This window comes from Ectothiorhodospira shaposhnikovii (assembly GCF_022227765.1).
Taxonomy (GTDB): domain Bacteria; phylum Pseudomonadota; class Gammaproteobacteria; order Ectothiorhodospirales; family Ectothiorhodospiraceae; genus Ectothiorhodospira.
The window spans coordinates 279,574-295,332 of the sequence record NZ_JAJMLZ010000004.1; the positions used below are offsets into that span (position 1 = coordinate 279,574).

The 15,759-nt window shown below is 61.7% G+C and carries 15 protein-coding genes and 1 pseudogene; 4 read left to right on the forward strand and 12 right to left on the reverse strand.

The window, feature by feature from the left end; genetic code table 11:
* Window position 1: 1 nt before the first annotated feature.
* A complete protein-coding gene (locus LQD11_RS07690; RefSeq protein ID WP_238617015.1) occupies window positions 2-1,411 on the reverse strand; it encodes a class II fumarate hydratase in 1,410 nt (469 codons plus the stop codon).
* A 106-nt stretch (window positions 1,412-1,517) separates the two neighbouring features.
* Between LQD11_RS07690 and purB the strand changes: the two genes are divergently transcribed.
* From purB to LQD11_RS07710, 4 genes are all read left to right on the forward strand, one after another.
* Window positions 1,518-2,885 (forward strand): adenylosuccinate lyase, encoded by a 1,368-nt coding sequence (gene purB / locus LQD11_RS07695; RefSeq protein WP_238617016.1) that lies wholly within the window; start codon window positions 1,518-1,520, stop codon window positions 2,883-2,885.
* Between the two features lie 20 nt (window positions 2,886-2,905).
* Window positions 2,906-3,943, forward strand: a complete 1,038-nt coding sequence (gene dusA / locus LQD11_RS07700) for a tRNA dihydrouridine(20/20a) synthase DusA (protein WP_276315674.1) — start codon at window positions 2,906-2,908, stop codon at window positions 3,941-3,943.
* Between the two features lie 97 nt (window positions 3,944-4,040).
* Window positions 4,041-5,123, forward strand: coding sequence for a DUF2235 domain-containing protein (locus LQD11_RS07705; RefSeq protein ID WP_238617018.1), 1,083 nt, complete (start codon window positions 4,041-4,043; stop codon window positions 5,121-5,123).
* A 12-nt stretch (window positions 5,124-5,135) separates the two neighbouring features.
* Window positions 5,136-6,650, forward strand: a complete 1,515-nt coding sequence (locus LQD11_RS07710; protein ID WP_238617019.1) for an NAD(P)H-binding protein — start codon at window positions 5,136-5,138, stop codon at window positions 6,648-6,650.
* Between the two features lie 9 nt (window positions 6,651-6,659).
* On the opposite strand, the gene LQD11_RS07715 is transcribed toward LQD11_RS07710, so the two are convergent.
* The 11 genes and pseudogenes from LQD11_RS07715 to LQD11_RS07765 all read right to left on the reverse strand — a co-directional run.
* Window positions 6,660-6,998 (reverse strand): flagellar protein FliT, encoded by a 339-nt coding sequence (locus tag LQD11_RS07715; protein ID WP_238617020.1) that lies wholly within the window; start codon window positions 6,996-6,998, stop codon window positions 6,660-6,662.
* Entirely contained in the window at window positions 6,998-7,420 is a 423-nt protein-coding gene (fliS, locus tag LQD11_RS07720; RefSeq protein ID WP_168044634.1) for a flagellar export chaperone FliS, read from the reverse strand. The genes LQD11_RS07715 and fliS overlap by 1 nt, the downstream gene beginning before the upstream one ends.
* Window positions 7,421-7,524: 104 nt before the next feature.
* Complete coding sequence (gene fliD, locus LQD11_RS07725) at window positions 7,525-8,916, reverse strand: flagellar filament capping protein FliD (RefSeq protein ID WP_238617021.1); 1,392 nt, start codon at window positions 8,914-8,916, stop codon at window positions 7,525-7,527.
* Window positions 8,917-9,047: 131 nt separating this feature from the next.
* On the reverse strand, window positions 9,048-9,464 hold the full coding sequence (locus LQD11_RS07730; RefSeq protein WP_238617022.1) for a flagellar protein FlaG: 417 nt from the start codon (window positions 9,462-9,464) through the stop codon (window positions 9,048-9,050).
* A gap of 89 nt (window positions 9,465-9,553) precedes the next feature.
* Window positions 9,554-10,363: a flagellin N-terminal helical domain-containing protein gene (locus tag LQD11_RS07735; protein WP_238617023.1), complete on the reverse strand. Its 810-nt coding sequence runs from the start codon at window positions 10,361-10,363 to the stop codon at window positions 9,554-9,556.
* 330 nt (window positions 10,364-10,693) lie between these two features.
* Entirely contained in the window at window positions 10,694-10,921 is a 228-nt protein-coding gene (locus LQD11_RS15505; protein WP_276315681.1) for a transposase domain-containing protein, read from the reverse strand.
* Window positions 10,901-12,403: pseudogene (gene tnpC / locus LQD11_RS07745) on the reverse strand (IS66 family transposase); the annotation flags it as partial. The gene LQD11_RS15505 and the pseudogene tnpC, both read right to left, overlap by 21 nt.
* Before the next feature lie 59 nt (window positions 12,404-12,462).
* Entirely contained in the window at window positions 12,463-12,825 is a 363-nt protein-coding gene (gene tnpB, locus LQD11_RS07750; protein ID WP_090209625.1) for an IS66 family insertion sequence element accessory protein TnpB, read from the reverse strand.
* Window positions 12,822-13,202, reverse strand: a complete 381-nt coding sequence (gene tnpA, locus LQD11_RS07755; RefSeq protein WP_238617024.1) for an IS66 family insertion sequence element accessory protein TnpA — start codon at window positions 13,200-13,202, stop codon at window positions 12,822-12,824. The genes tnpB and tnpA overlap by 4 nt, the downstream gene beginning before the upstream one ends.
* Before the next feature lie 548 nt (window positions 13,203-13,750).
* A complete protein-coding gene (locus LQD11_RS07760) occupies window positions 13,751-14,602 on the reverse strand; it encodes a flagellin N-terminal helical domain-containing protein (RefSeq protein WP_238617026.1) in 852 nt (283 codons plus the stop codon).
* A 734-nt stretch (window positions 14,603-15,336) separates the two neighbouring features.
* The coding region (locus tag LQD11_RS07765) for a PD-(D/E)XK nuclease domain-containing protein (protein WP_238617027.1) at window positions 15,337-15,759 on the reverse strand (423 nt) is incomplete at its 5' end.

A 15,759-nucleotide genomic window follows, 5' to 3' on the forward strand; every position in this document is an offset into this window, starting at 1 on the left:
TTCATGCCTCACCCTCGCGCCCCCCACTGCCGGCTGAAGGCCCGGTCAGTGCCATCGGATCCAGCAAGCGACGCAGCTCGGCCTCATCCAGATCCGTCATCTCCAGCGCCACCTCCAGCACGGGCCTGCCCTCCGCATAGGCCCGCTTGGCAATTGCCGCCCCTTGCTCATACCCGATTACCGGATTGAGCGCCGTCACCAGGATGGGATTGCGTTCCAGCATGGCCTTGAGCCGTGACTCATCCACCGTCAGGCCTGCCACGGCCTTTTCCCGCAGCAGCACAATACCTCGGGCCAACAGTTCGATACTTTCAAGCAGATCGTGAGCCATCAGCGGTAACATTACGTTAAGCTGAAAGTTTCCGGACTGACCGGCGATGCCGATCGTGACATCGTTTCCCATCACCCGGGCACAGATCATCGCCACCGCCTCCGGAAGCACCGGATTCACCTTGCCGGGCATGATGCTGCTTCCGGGCTGCAGGGCCGGCAGCCGGATCTCGCCCAGCCCGGCCAGCGGCCCCGAGTTCATCCAGCGCAGATCGTTGCAGATCTTCATCAGGCTCACGGCCAGGGTCTTGAGCTGCCCGCTCATCTCCACCGCCGCATCCTGAGCCGCCATCCCTTCGAACCGGCTCGGCTTGATGACGAACATCACCCCGGTGCGACGGGAGAGTATCCGGGCGACGCGATCTCCCAGCTCGGGATGGGCGTTCACCCCCGTCCCCACGGCGGTTCCGCCGACGGCCAACTCCACCAAACGGGGAAATCCGTCTTCCAGGCGCTCCGCCCCGTAACGCAGCTGCTGGGCCCAGGCCCCCAGTTCCTGGTCCAGTCGCACGGGCATGGCGTCCATCAGATGGGTACGCCCGGTCTTCACCAGACCGGCAAGGGACAGGGCGCGCTCGTCGATGCAGTCCGCCAGCTCCAGCACCGCCGGGATCAGCTGCCGGCGCAACGCCACGGCGGCAGCCACATGCAACGTGGTCGGGATCACATCGTTGGAACTCTGCCCGAGATTGACGTGATCATTGGGGTGCACGGTCGCCCCCAGGTGCCGGGATGCCAGCGTGGCGATCACCTCATTGGCATTCATGTTCGAGCTGGTGCCGCTGCCGGTCTGGAACACATCCACCGGAAAGTGCTCCACGTGCTCTCCCCGTGAGACGGCATCCGCCGCCGCGATGATGGCCTCGGCCATTTTTTCGGGCAGCAGGCCCAGATCCCGGTTGGCCTGGGCACAGGCCGCCTTCACATGGCCCAGGGCGCGGATGAAGGCCACCGGCATGGGCTTGCCGCTGATCCGGAAATGATTCACGGCACGCTGGGTCTGGGCACCGTACAAAGCGGTGTCAGGGACCTCCACCGGGCCCATGCTGTCATGCTCGATGCGTGTCCTGGCAGGGTCCATGTCTCTGTCTCCTCTGCGTGAGCGGCGCGACGGCGCCCCAACGGGGCGAATCCTCTATCCTGTAGTATAATCCCGCTTTTTTCAGTCAGCCCGGAGACCCCGCCCCATGGAGCTATCCTCCCTCACCGCCATCTCCCCCGTGGACGGCCGCTACGGCAGCAAGACCGAGATGCTGCGCCCGATCTTCAGCGAATTCGGCCTGATTCGTCACCGGGTACAGGTCGAAGTGGAATGGCTCAAGGCGCTGGCCGCCCATCCGGGCATCCCGGAAGTGCCGCCCCTGGGTGAGCACGCCCGTTACATCCTGGACGGCATCGTGGAAAACTTCTCCGAGGAAGACGCCCGCCGGGTCAAGAACATCGAACGGACCACCAACCACGACGTCAAGGCGGTGGAGTACTTCCTCAAGGAAAAGGTCATCGGCAACGCGGAACTGGCCGCCATCAGTGAGTTTTTCCACTTCGCCTGCACCTCCGAGGACATCAACAACCTGGCCTATGCCCTCATGCTCAAGGAGGCCCGGGGCCAGGCCATGCTGCCGCTGATGGACGAGGTCATTCACGCCATTCGTGATCTGGCCCACAAGCACGCCGATCAGCCCATGCTCTCCCGCACCCACGGCCAGCCCGCCTCCCCCACCACCCTGGGCAAGGAAATGGCCAACGTGGTGCATCGCCTCAAGACCACCCGCAACCAGGTGGCCAACGTGATCATGCTGGGCAAGATCAATGGTGCCGTGGGCAACTACAACGCCCACCTGAGCGCCTACCCGGACGTGGACTGGGAAACCCTGGCGCGGGAATTCATCGACAGCCTGGGCCTGGAGATGAACCCCTACACCATCCAGATCGAACCCCATGACTACATGGCCGAACTGTTCCACGGCCTGTGCCGCTTCAACACCATCCTCACCGACTTCTCCCGCGACGTCTGGGGCTACATCTCCCTGGGCTACTTCCGGCAGAAGGTGATCGCCGGCGAAGTGGGCTCCTCCACCATGCCCCACAAGGTCAATCCCATTGATTTTGAAAACGCCGAGGGCAACCTGGGTCTGGCCAATGCGGTCTTTGAACACCTGGCCGGCAAGCTGCCCGTCTCCCGCTGGCAGCGGGACCTGACCGATTCCACCGTGCTGCGCAACATCGGCATGGGCTTCGCCTGGTCCGTGATTGCCTATCAGGCCGTCGGCAAGGGCATCGGCAAGCTGGAAGTGGACACCGCCCGCCTGGATGCCGACCTGGAGGCCAACTGGGAAGTCCTGGCCGAGCCCATCCAGACCGTCATGCGCCGCTACGGGGTGGAAAAGCCCTACGAGAAGCTCAAGGAACTCACCCGCGGTCAACGGGTGGATGGCCCCCGCCTGCGCGCCTTCATCGACACCCTGGAGATTCCCCAGGTGGCCAGGGACCAGCTCAAGGCCCTCACCCCGGGCGGCTACACCGGCAACGCCGCCCAGCAGGCGCGAAGGATCTAAAGGATTTTCGTGAGGCCAACATGCAGCAGGAAAGGATCGTAGAAAAGTCAGCGGAATCAGCGGTAAGCCATCGACCAGAAAGGAAAAACGGGCTTCACCGCTTCTGCGTGGCGCCGATGATGGACTGGACTGACCGGCATTGCCGCTACTTCCTGCGTCTTATCTCCCGCCGTGCCTTCCTCTACACAGAGATGGTCACCACCGGCGCCCTGCTCCACGGCGATCGGGACTACCTGCTGGGCTTTGATCCGGCGGAGCACCCGATCGCCCTGCAACTGGGGGGCTCGGACCCCCAGGCCCTGGCCTCCTGCGCCCGCATGGGGGCCGAGGCGGGCTATGACGAGATCAACCTCAACGTGGGCTGCCCCTCGGACCGGGTGAGTTCCGGGCGATTCGGTGCCTGCCTCATGGCCGAACCGGCGCTCGTGGCCGACTGCGTGGCCGCCATGCAGGCCGCGGTGGACATCCCCGTCACCGTCAAGCACCGCATCGGTATCGACCACCTGGACAGCGAAGCCCATCTTCACCGGTTTGTGGAAACCGTTGCGGGTGCCGGCTGTACCCGCTTCATCGTCCACGCCCGCAAGGCCTGGCTGCAGGGTCTGAGCCCCAAACAGAACCGGGAAATCCCGCCCCTGTGTTACGACCGGGTTCACCGCCTCAAACAGGCCTTTCCCCATCTGGAGATCATCATCAACGGCGGCCTCGCCCGTCTGGAAGACTGCCGGACGCAACTGGCGCATGTGGACGGGGTCATGCTGGGCCGCGAGGCCTACCACAACCCCTGGCTCCTGGCCGGCGTGGACCCGGAACTGTACGGTGAACCGGCCCCGGCGCAATCCCCCCATGAAGTCATCGAACAGTTTTTGCCCTATGTGGAGGCCCGTCTGTCGGAAGGTGTCCCCCTGCAGGCCATGACCCGTCACATTCTCGGCCTGTTCCAGGCCCGCCCCGGTGCCCGCGCCTGGCGCCGTCACCTGAGCGAAAACGCCCACCGCCCCGATGCCGGCCCGGACATCATCCGGCAGGCGGCGGCCAAGGTTCCCGCCCAGGGCTGATCCCCTGCCGGGCCTTTCCCCTCACCCCCGTTGAGCAAACTCCCCCACCATCACCTATCCTCCCCAAAGGGCCTGCAGCCGCCACCCGGGAGGCGACATGAAAAACATCATCATCTGCTTCGACGGCACCTGGAACACCCCCAACGACAGCGGCGACATCGAACAGGGCGCCAACACCAACGTCTACAAGCTTTACGAAGCCATCCCCGCCACCCACCAGGGCATCCCTCAGCGCAAACACTACGTCCCCGGCGTCGGCACCCGCTGGTACAACCGCATCAGCGGCGGCGCCTTCGGCGTGGGTTTGGACCGACTCATCAAGCAAGGCTATCGAGCGCTGGTGGACCACTACGAAGACGGCGATCAGATCTTCGTCATCGGCTTCAGCCGGGGCGCCTACTCCGCCCGCAGCCTGGTTGGTATGATCCGCAACGCCGGCCTTGTCCACCGCAATCGCCGCCGGGAAATCAATGCCGCCTATGAGCTCTACCGCACCCGCGACGAAGGCCCGGACACCCCCGGCGCCATCGCCTTTCGCGAACGATTTTCATGGGAACCGGACATCCACGCCCTGGGCGTCTGGGACACCGTCGGCGCCCTGGGCGTCCCCCTGCGTTCATTCGACTGGTTCAACGCCCGCCGCTACCAGTTTCATGACACCGAACTGAGCGGCATCGTCCGCAACGCCTTCCACGCCATCGCCGTGGACGAGCACCGGAGCAACTACGAGGCCACCCTCTGGGACCCCAAACACAAACCCAGTCAGCGCATCGAACAGGCCTGGTTCAGCGGCGCCCACGCCGACATCGGCGGCGGCTACCAGGATGCCCGTCTTGCCGACGTGGCCCTGCACTGGATGGCCGAGCGCATGATGGAATGCGGCCTGGGCATCGACAAGAACCAACTCGCCCCCGTCACCGACGACAACCTGCTGGCCCCCGCCCACGACTCCTTCGCCCTGTTCATGAAAGGCATGTACCAGCGCGTCTCGTCCCGTTACTACCGGCCGCTGGGGACCACCCTGCACGGCCACGAAGCCCTGCAGGAAATGGTTCTCAAGCGCCTCAAGGAAAAGGATGATTACCGCCCCAGGAACCCCCTGCGCCCCCACCTTCAGACCCCCGGCATCCCCCTCGGCGACGCCCAGCGTCTGCGGGACCTGGAGGTGTCGCAAATGTAGTAATCTTGGCGCATGCGTCTGACCCCGGACCAACAAACCGCCATCCGGCTTCCCATTCACGACATTGCCCGCCGCGAAGGGATCATGTTGCCGGACACGGAACACGCCCCCCGCATCACCATCGCCGGTGCCAGCGGCTTCATCGGTACCGCCCTGTGCCGTGAACTGGCCCGGGACTACCCGGTCACCGCCCTCACCCGATCCCAGGCCCGCGCCCAACCCCCCGATCCCGACACCCGGATCACCTGGCGGCACTGCGATCTCTACGACCTGGCCGAACTCACCCACGCCCTCAAGGACTGCGACTACGCCATCTACCTGGTCCACTCCCTGGCCCCCTCGTCACGCCTCACCCAGGCCGCCCCCAGGGACATGGACCTCATCCTGGCCGACAACTTCGCCCGCGCCGCCGCCGCCAACGGCATCAGACAGATCCTCTTCGTCAGCGGCCTCATGCCCGACACCTTCCGCATCTCCACCCTGCTCTGGAGCCGCCGGGAAGTGGAAATGGCCCTCACCGCCCACGGCGTCCCCGTCACCATCCTGCGCGCCGGACTGGTGGTCGGCCCCGGCGGCTCCGCCTGCCGGCTCATGGTGGAGCTGGTGCGCCGGATCGGCATCATCACCCTGCCCCCCAACGCCCGCACCCGCACCCGGCCCATCGCCCTGGCGGACCTCATCCGCGCCATCCGTCACACCCTGGGCAAACCGGAACAGTTCCGGGGCCACTACGACCTCGGCGGCCCCGACTGCATCAGCTACGAGGACATGCTCCGGACCACGGCACGACTGCTGGGCCTCAAACGCCGCTTCCTCACCCTGCCCTGGCTGCCCAGCGCCATCGTTGCCCAGGGCGCCCGCTGGATCACCGGCACCCCCACCGACCTGGTGGCCCCCGTCATGGAAAGCCTGCCCCGGGACACCCGGCTCAGGGACAATCCAGTCCAGCGGTTCATCGACCCGGGCGCCATCCCCTTCGAACAGGCCCTGAACGACGCCCTGGACCACCGCCGCAAACGCCTGCTGCCCAATCCCAGGCAACCCATCCACCAAAAGACCCGGGCCGCGCTCAGACAGGCCAGCCGGGTACGCTCCATCCAGCGCATCATCCAGCCCCCCGGCCAGGACGCCGCCTGGGTGGCCGGCAACTACTTCCGCTGGCTGGGAGACTGCTGCCGGCCCTTCGTGAAAACCACGGTCCTCACCGACCCCCACACCGGCGAAGATACCGGCTACCAGGTCCACCTGCGCCCCGGCGGACACCTGCTGCTGCAACTGGAACGGGACAGCCAGGCCGGCACCAAGGATCGACAGATCCACCGCATCACCGGCGGCCTGCTGGCAAGAAAGGAAGCACAACGGGGGAGATTCGAGTTTCAGAGCGTCCTGGGCGGACGCTACACCATGGCGGCCATTCACGACTTTGCGCCGTCACTGCCCTGGTATCTGTACCTGTGGAGCCAGGCCGTGGCCCACCTGCTGGTCATGCGCCGCTATCAGCGGCATCTGGCACGGCTGGCGCGGTGAAAAATAACCCTAAAAATCCCCCACCTTCTCATACGCCCGCGCCCCCGCCACACCCTTCTGCACCTGGCGAAGCTCTTCACCCAAGGCATCCCGGGCCTGCTCCAGCAATGGCAACAAGGCCTGATCCAGATCCCGGATGCGAGTCAGCCGTTCAGCCAGATCCGACTTTTCCGCCACGTCGGCGGGCAGATTGTCCACCTGGATTCCAGCCGCCAGCCGGGTACGTTCGTCTTCCGTCTCCATCAATGCCTTCCACTGGCCGTCCCGGGCCAACGCAAGACGGCGGCGGGAAAGCGTTTCCAGCGCCGCCGCCGCTGCAAGCACCGACTCCATCGAATGTACCGGCATCACGTCTCCGAATTCACCGATCTGGCCGCAGCTTCCGGGTTCAACCTGGCCTCCTTTGGGATCTCCTTCCAGGCCTCGCGAATCTCGCCCAGCAGGGTACTCACCTCATCCAGCACCGTCACGTCGTCCCGGGCGTTGGCACTGACCAGGCGGCGCTGCATGTAGTCATAGAGTTCATCCAGGTTACGGGCAATGTCTCCACCCTTCTCCAGATCCAGACCACCACGCAGACCACCAATAATGTCGAATGCCTTGCCGATGAACTTGATCTTGGCCGGCCGATCTCCCCGGATCACCGCGCCACGGGCTTGGGCCAGACGATCCATGCCGCCATCCATCAGCATCTCGATCAGACGATGACGATCGGCAAAGGGCGCATCGGCGGCACCGATCTGCTGATACTGGTTGATACCCTTATGCATGGCTGCATAGCTCATAGGATGCCCCCGACGCTGCAAAATGAAACCGTGTTCTGAATACTTTAGCGGTCATGCGGGGAAAAACTTGAGAGGACCGTCATGCGCCCTCACTTCTTCCTGTTCATGTTGGAAATCATCTGGAGCTGGTTATCCAGAAACTGGCTGGTCTGATTCATCTGGGCCACCATGGCATCCATGGCCGAGAACTGGGCAATCAGACGAGCCTCCACCCGCTCCATCCGGTAATCCAGCCGATCCCGCTGATCCTCCAGTCCACGGAGGCTGCGCTCCAGGCTCTTGGTGCGGGTATCCAGGATGTTGTCCCGACCCGTGTACTGCTCCACCATGCCCTGCATCCGCGCCACCAGGCCATCATCCTTGTCCGTGAACAGGCGGATCACCTCGTCCGGATCTTCCGCAAGCCGGGCATCCAGCCGTGCCTGATCCACGCTCAGGGTGCCGTCACGCTGGGTGGAAATCCCCAGATCCGCCAGGATTCTCACGGAACCATCCATGCCAGCAACCGGGTTGCCCAACAAACGGCCCATCTGAAACTGTACACCCCTCAGGGTGGAGTCGCCATTGAGGGCGGCGCTGGTGCCGGCATCCGCATTGAAGCTGCCCAACTGGTTGGTCTGTCGACGCAGGGCGTTGTAGGCATCCACGAAGGCCTGCACGGCTTCCCGAGCGGTTTCCTCCTTTTCGGTGACGCCCACACGGGTAGTGCCTTCCTCGGTCAGGGTCAGGTCAACCCCATCGATGACATCGTTCACCTGGTTACTGGTTCGCGTGATGGTCAGACCATCAACCACCAGGATCGCATCCTTGGCCGCACGCAATTGGGTGAAGCCGTCGGTCTCATCGGTTACGTTGAACGTAAGCTTATTCAGCTGCGAGCTACCGGATCCCGACACCGCCGCAATCCCATTCGCCTCACCGGTCTTGAGCGACGTGAAGGTCAGTCGCGGCCCCTCCCCGTCATTGACGACCGAAGCACGCACGTTAGTGGAACTGGCATTGATCTGGTTCTGCAGATCCTGCAGGGATGACGCCCCGTCCGCCAGGGTGAAGGTCTCGGTGGAACCATCCTTCAGGGTAATGGTGACATCACCGGCGCCGAGCTGATCAGTGGCTGTAAAACCAGCACCGAACAGACCGGCATTGGTTGCAAGCCGCTGGGACTGGGCAAGTTGCTGGACTTCCACCTCATAGGAGCCGGGCGGTGCATTGCCGCGCACGGAGGCCGAGACGATGCTCTCGTTGAGCACCCGAACGTCAAAGGCCCGGAACGAGGCCGGATCCTTCATCTTGTCCATGGCCTTGCCAAGATCAGCCAGGGCGTTTTTCAGACGACCCAGCGCGGAAATCTGGTCCTTGGCCTGCTTTTCCTGGCGCGCAATGCGCTGTTCCTGAGGCTGTCGCTCCGCGGCAACCAGCTGATTCACCAGACCCCGGACATCGATGCCGGAACCCACTCCCATTGCACTGATCGTAGCCATGACGACCTCCCGAGAACTCAAAAAAACGGTGACGGACGGCAGGCGTGCCTACGGCCAGCTCTGCCATCCGTCAAATGCCACATCATTTGCTCTGCGAACACCATAGATACAGGCAAATAACGGGCCATCTCCTAAGCCTTTTCCTTGACGAGCAAACCTCTCACCTCGTCCAGATAGGCGGCGACCGCCAGGATCTCGTCGGGAGGCAACTGCCGGATCAGTTCTTCACTTTCCGAATCAAAGACCTTGACCACTGTCTTTCCGGTGGAATCATCGATCGTGAACTGCAGATTGCGCTGCACCACCTGCACAAAGTCATTGATGCGGTTGACCGCGTCGTCAACCTGATCCGCCAGTCGAGCATCATCCGAAGATCCGGCAGGGGAAACCTTGAGGGGACCCATTTCTTCCGACTTTTCGGTAACTGCCGGCACATCCTTGCCGCCGGACACGGACTCGGAAGGCAGGCGATTGCCTGCCGCCTCGGGGGAAGCCGAGGGCCTGGGGGCGCCTGTATTCAAGGGTATGACGTTGAATCGTGTTTCCATCTGCCATCTCCTCCCCCGATGGCGGGGAGAACGAAAGCCCGGGTGACCATCGCCACCCGGGCCGTCGTGTTCACATCAACCCCCGGGCGTTACTGCAACAGTGCCAGGACACTCTGGGGCGCCGTGTTGGCCTGGGCCAGCACCGAGACACCAGCCTGCTGCAGGATCTGGGTCCGTGTCAACTCAGCGGTTTCCGCTGCGAAGTCGGCATCCATGATGCGGGAGCGGGCGGCGGACAGGTTTTCGGAAGTGTTGTTCAGTGTCGCAACCGCGGATTCCAGACGATTCTGGATAGCACCCAGGTCAGCACGGGCGCTGGCCACTTGATCAATAAAACCGTCCAGAGCATCAAGCTCAGTGTTTGCGTTAGCAACATCAGTCAGATCACCAAATGCCAAACCCGTAAAGTCATCTGCCAGCGCGATATTGATCACCTGCCCGGAATTGGCACCAACCTGGATATCGACATCAAGAGAGCCATCGAACAAATCGACATCGTTAAACGTCACATCCGTTGCAATTCTCCCGATTTCATCCGCCAGTGCCTGATATTCGGCATCCATGGCAGCTCTGTCTTCGGCATCAGTGTAGGTACCGGATGCCGCCTGAACAGCAAGCTCACGCATTCTCTGAAGATTATTGCTGATTTCGGACAACCCACCCTCGGCAGTCTGAACCAGGGAGATACCATCATTTGCATTGCGGGCAGCCTGATTCAGGCCACGAATCTGTGCGGTGAAGCGCTCAGAGATGGCCAGACCCGCCGCATCATCCTTGGCGCTATTGATGCGCATGCCGGAAGACAGCCTTTGCAGGGAAGTCTGCAGCTGAGCCTGAGTATTATTCAGATTCCGCTGAGCGTTCAGCGAGGAAACGTTGGTGTTGATTACCTGTGCCATGACCGTTCTCCTTAGGCAGTATCAGGTCCGATATCGAACCAAGAGTTTGAAAGTTCCGAGGGAGGCCATTCGTTACCGCTGTACTCTCCCTTCAAACCCGTTATCGGCCTACCAGCGGCAAGCTTTAGCCTCTTGCGGCAAAATTTTTCCGCCATACTGCCACCCTGGCACTTCAGAACCGTAAATGCGCTGATGAAACCAGAAAAAAACAATAAAATTCAATAATATAAGAATTTCACCGATTATTTGTGGTTGATACTTGAGAAAACAGGCGGTCAGAAATTGCCGCCAAATGGTGTATCCATCCGGTAGCCCCCGTATAGCCAGCCGTCACTCGGGGCTGGCATGCTCCCCGCAACTCTGGGCCAGCGGTGCCCAGTGATAGGGCAGCAGTTCTTGGAGGCGATTGGCGGGATGATCCTGGATGCGCTCAAGCACATCGATCAGATAGTGACGGGGGTTCACCCCGTTCTGCTTGCAGGTCTCCAGGAGGGTGAGCAGGATTGCCGGGTGACGGCAGTCGTGCGGGAAAAAACCGTTCTGCTTGCAGGTCTCCAGGAGGGTGAGCAGGATCGCCAGGGCGTGACCACCATTCTCCGAGCCGGTGAAGTTCCAGTTCTTGCGACTCACGCATACGCCGCGCAGGGCACGTTCGCCACGGTTGTTGTCGGGCTCCAGGCGGCCATCCTCGGTGAAGCGCAGCAGGGCCTGCCAGTGGTTGAGGGTGTAGCGGATCGCCCTGGCGAAGTCCCCCCGGGGAGGCAGGCTGGGCAGGATGCGGTCCAGCAGCCGACGCAGGCGCTTAAGGATCGGCACCGTGCGCCGCTGGCGTTCCTGCCGGATCACCTCGGGATCATCGATCCCTTGCCTTCGCAGGCGCGATTCCACCTGGTAGATCGCGGTGATCAGCTTCATGATGAGATGCACGCGGCCGCGCTGCTTGTGTTTGCGGGCGATCTTTTCGAACGGGCGCCGGGCATGGGACCAGCAGGCACACCAGATCAGCGCCGCCTGGGTCCGTTCGGCATTGAGGTAGCCCGCATAGGCATCGGCTTGCAGATATCCCTGGTAGTCACGCAGGTGTTCCAGTGGACCTTCCTGGGATCGGTTGGTGGTGTAGTCGTAGAACACCGGGATGATGCCGTCCTCCCGCCCGCGACCCAGGTAGAGCCACAGGCGACAGGTTCAGGTTTGTCGTCGACCCTTCTCCAGTTGCGGCACCGTGGTGTCGTCACTGTGCAACACCGGACTGGCCAGGGCATCCTGGCGGATGAGGTCGGCCAGCGGGGCCAGGACCGAGGCGGACAGCAGCACATAGTCGCACAGCCGCTGGCGGGGAACGTCATAACCATCCCGGGCCAGCTGTTGACTGATGCGGTTGAGCGGCAGGTGATCCGCGAACTTGCTGATCACGGTATGGGCCAGCAGGCTGGCACCCACCTGAGCGCCGGGGATCGGCGGCGAGGGCCGAGGTGGGGAGACGATGGTGCGCTCACCCTGATCACCCCGGATTGCATACTTGGGCACTTCATGGCGCTTGACGTACAGATGCCCGGGGGCGTACTCGAGGGTCTCGGTCACCTCGACGCCGATCTCTTCCAGCGGGCCACCGTTCTGTGCCTCCAGCTGGGCCCGGGTTTCATCGTCGTAGTCGTAGCGCATCGTCTCCCGGGGCAGTTCCGGTGGCAGGGCACGGCGGCCCCGGGGCGGTTGGGTCTTGCGCCGTTTCGTCGGCGCCTGGGCGGCGGCCTCTTCTTCGTCCTGCTCGGGGATTGGCGCCTCCAGCGGATGGAATAGATCCTCCTGGAGGTAACGGCCGCGTTCGGAGCTTTGCCCGAAGCGTTTGCGCTGTGCTTCAAGGACCTGGTCCTTGAGGCGCTGCAGTTGTTCGCTCAGTTCATTGACCGTGGACTGCAGTTGAACGAGCTGCTGGGACTGCTGCGTGATGACCTCATCGCGCTCTGCCACGGCGGCGCGAAGTTGAGACTCGCGCAGGTTGGGAGGGGGCGTCGGCAGGCCTTGTGCAGCGGTGTTCGACATGCCCGCATTTTACCATTCATGGCGCGCTAAGCGGCTGACTTATAGATAATAATTATCTATTAACCGGTGGCGGTGGCAAGGCATCGTGGGGGCATTTCCAGGCGCCGCCAGTCGATGCCCTCGAACAAAGCCTGCAACTGGCTGCGGGAGAGCCGAACCTCCTCTGCATCACCCTCGGCGTGATGGGGCCACTTGAAGCGCCCCTTCTCCAGGCGCTTGTAGATCATCACGAAGCCCTGACCATCCCAGTACAGGGCCTTGAGCTTGTCTCCGGCCCGGTTGCGGAAGACGAACAGCTCGCCGCTGAGTGGATCCCGCTCCAGCACCTCAACAATCTCGATACACAAGCCATCGAAGGCCTTGCGGAAATCCACCGGCGCCACTGCCAGATGAATGGCCATCCCCGTGGGCCAGCCGATCATGCCTCCAGCACCTGCATGGCCCGTTTCAAGGTCTGCGCGCAGAACCCCGGATACAGTTCCAACCGTCGGCCATTGCCCAATGCCACGACCACCGGTCCAGCCCCGGGCTGCAGCGACAGGGCCACGGGATCGGGCTTGTCCTCCACCGTGCGGACCGCCAAAAACCGCTGCGGCACGGCTGTCGGCTTCGAAGGCGCGCGCCCTGGCTCAGCCTCGCCCAGCACCCACTCCGGGTACCGCGCCGCCCATTGCGATAACTGGCGGGGCGTGACCCCATGCTGACGGGCGAAGGCCGCCTTGCTCTGGCCTGAGGCCGCCCACTGCTGGACCAGATCCTTCCAGAAAGTGCGCTTGCGTTGTCGGATACCTCTGCTCATCCGCCACATCCCCTCTATTGCTTGAGATCGTACCGGTGACGATGGAGGATCAGTGGGGACTATGGAATACGGGGGCTACCGGACAGGTACCCCTGGCTGACACCTGCTGCCTCTTGACAGTCTTGGCAGCCGATCTGTGCATTTTGTTGATCAGGAAAAAGAAGGAAATACCGCTTCAAGGCAGTGATGGAACAGACATGCGTGGGAGCAATGGCGAAATCGGAAATGATCCCACCCACTTTTCTGGCATCACAACAGCTGCGGGGGCCGGAACGGGCTGGCGGGGGTGGCGATGGGGCGAAGATAACACCCGGAAGTGGGGACGCACCTTCTTCGGGCAGATGCCGAAAGCGGCGAGCGCGAGGCAAATCCTGGAGCGACTAACACTCCCGAAAGGGTGTGGACTCAAGGAGGGCTCAGCAAGACAGCGACTGGATTCTCGCTCGTGCGGAAATGACAACTATCGAAAAACTGCGGGGGGGGGGGGAATGGGGTTCAATCTGAACTGCCGACCGAACCCCGCCGCCACTCTTGACCTGAACTTACCTTTACTGCAGCAACTGCAGAACACTCTGAGGCGCCTGATTCGCCTGCGCCAAGACCGTGGTACCGGCCTGCTGAAGTATCTGCCCACGGGTGAGTGCCGCAGTCTCGGCGGCGAAATCCGCATCTTGGATACGAGAGCGGGAGGCCGCCAGATTTTCAGCCGTATTCATTACGCTCTTGATGGCAGATTCCAGGCGATTCTGGATCGCACCGAGTTCGGCACGAGATTTTGCAACCGCTTCTATAGCGGCATCTATCAGGGTAATCGAAGCTCCTGCATTAGTTGCATCGTCAACCAAAATAGCAGCTTCATCAACACCAAGATCATCCGCTTTAAAACTGCCGATATCAGCATCAAAATCTATCTCAATTATATTATCTTCGTTAGCACCCACTTGCAACCTGAAATCTGTGGGGCGTGCAGGAACTGAGTCTTCATCAAGATACGCAATATCATTAAATGTTGTCTGCTCCGCAACTCGCGTGATTTCCTTGATAAGCGCATCGATTTCAATCTTGATAATTTCTCTATCAGTATCACCATAGGTATCGTTGGCAGCCTGGACCGCAAGTTCTCTCATTCTCTGGAGATTGTTGGTGATTTCATTCATGGCGCCTTCAATGGTCTGTACCAGAGAAATGCCATCATTGGCATTTCTGGCCGCCTGATTCAGGCCTCGAATCTGGGCCGTCATCCGCTCTGAAATTGCCAGCCCTGCTGCATCATCCTTGGCGCCATTGATACGCAGGCCCGAAGACAGGCGCTCCAGCGCAACACTGAGCTGCTTCTGGGTGTTGCTGAGATTACGCTGGGCATTCAGTGAAGCGATATTCGTGTTGATGACCTGGGACATGTCGGTTACTCCCTCTCAAATCAAGCGGCGGTATACGATGCGCTTCTGGTTGTCATGTCGCGGCATTCGACCTTGCCGGAGCGGTTATCAACCTGCGCATGCCCTACCTTTTGCAATCAGCGTGCCATTTTTTGAAGACGGATCAAGCAGAAACAGAAAAATATCCTCAAGCTAATGTTTAGAATAGTTTTTTTATTCGAGCCAATGGTCCCGGCTTGAGCGAAAGTATGGTGTTTGCCCCCTTGATCACGGACAACTCCCCATCATGAAACGGCTTTATCTTTCCTGATATGGCATGAGTTTGCCGCCCGCCCCATCGATGCAGATTGGACATACCTTTGGGAGCTGCCCCTGGCCACGAAAGAATGCCGATACCGTTGCCATGCAAGCGGCTCTGAATCGGGGCATTTTCGCGCACTGACTGGTTCATTCCGGCACGCTGAGGCGTCATTCCTGAAAAAGCGGGAATCCAGGGCTGGCCCCGCCTCTCTCCTCCGAGGGGAGAAGAGATGACTACGCTGAACCCGTCATTCCCGCGAAAGCGGGAATTCAGACACGGGCCGACAGCTCTGGACTCCCGCTTTCGCGGGATTGACGAAAAAGCAAGGGACTGGGGAGAGCGCGCGGAAGTGGGGAAAAAAGCGCGTGAGTGACGAAACAGGCGTGTTGGGTTTATCGCGGCGTTTTCTCAGGCATGCCCGCTCCCACGCCAACGAGTCACAGGCCCAGTCGGATCAAAGGCTCAGCACATCAAAAGCGATGATCTGCCGCTGCTCCCTGGAGAACTCCACCCCGATGAGGTGGATGGGCTTGCCCTGCCCCCGGTACTTGTCGGCGTAGCCCTTGTCCTGGAGCTGCCGCAGCGCCCTGCCCTCCGGCACCTGCTCCACCACCTTGAACTCGAACAGGTAGATGTGGCCATTGAAATCCACCGTCATGTCCACCCGGCCGGTGTTGCCGGCATCTTCCACAGTGATGGCCAGCCCCAGGGCGGCCAGGTGGCTGTAGAACACGCTGGCGTAATGGCCTTCATACTGGGCAATGGGGTTGTTGCGGTACCAATCGTGGGGCAGACCGGCAAACAGGGCCTTGAAGTGGGTTTCCAGGGACGGCAGGTCATGATTGCGCAAGGCCATGAGCGCCTGCATCTGGGACTT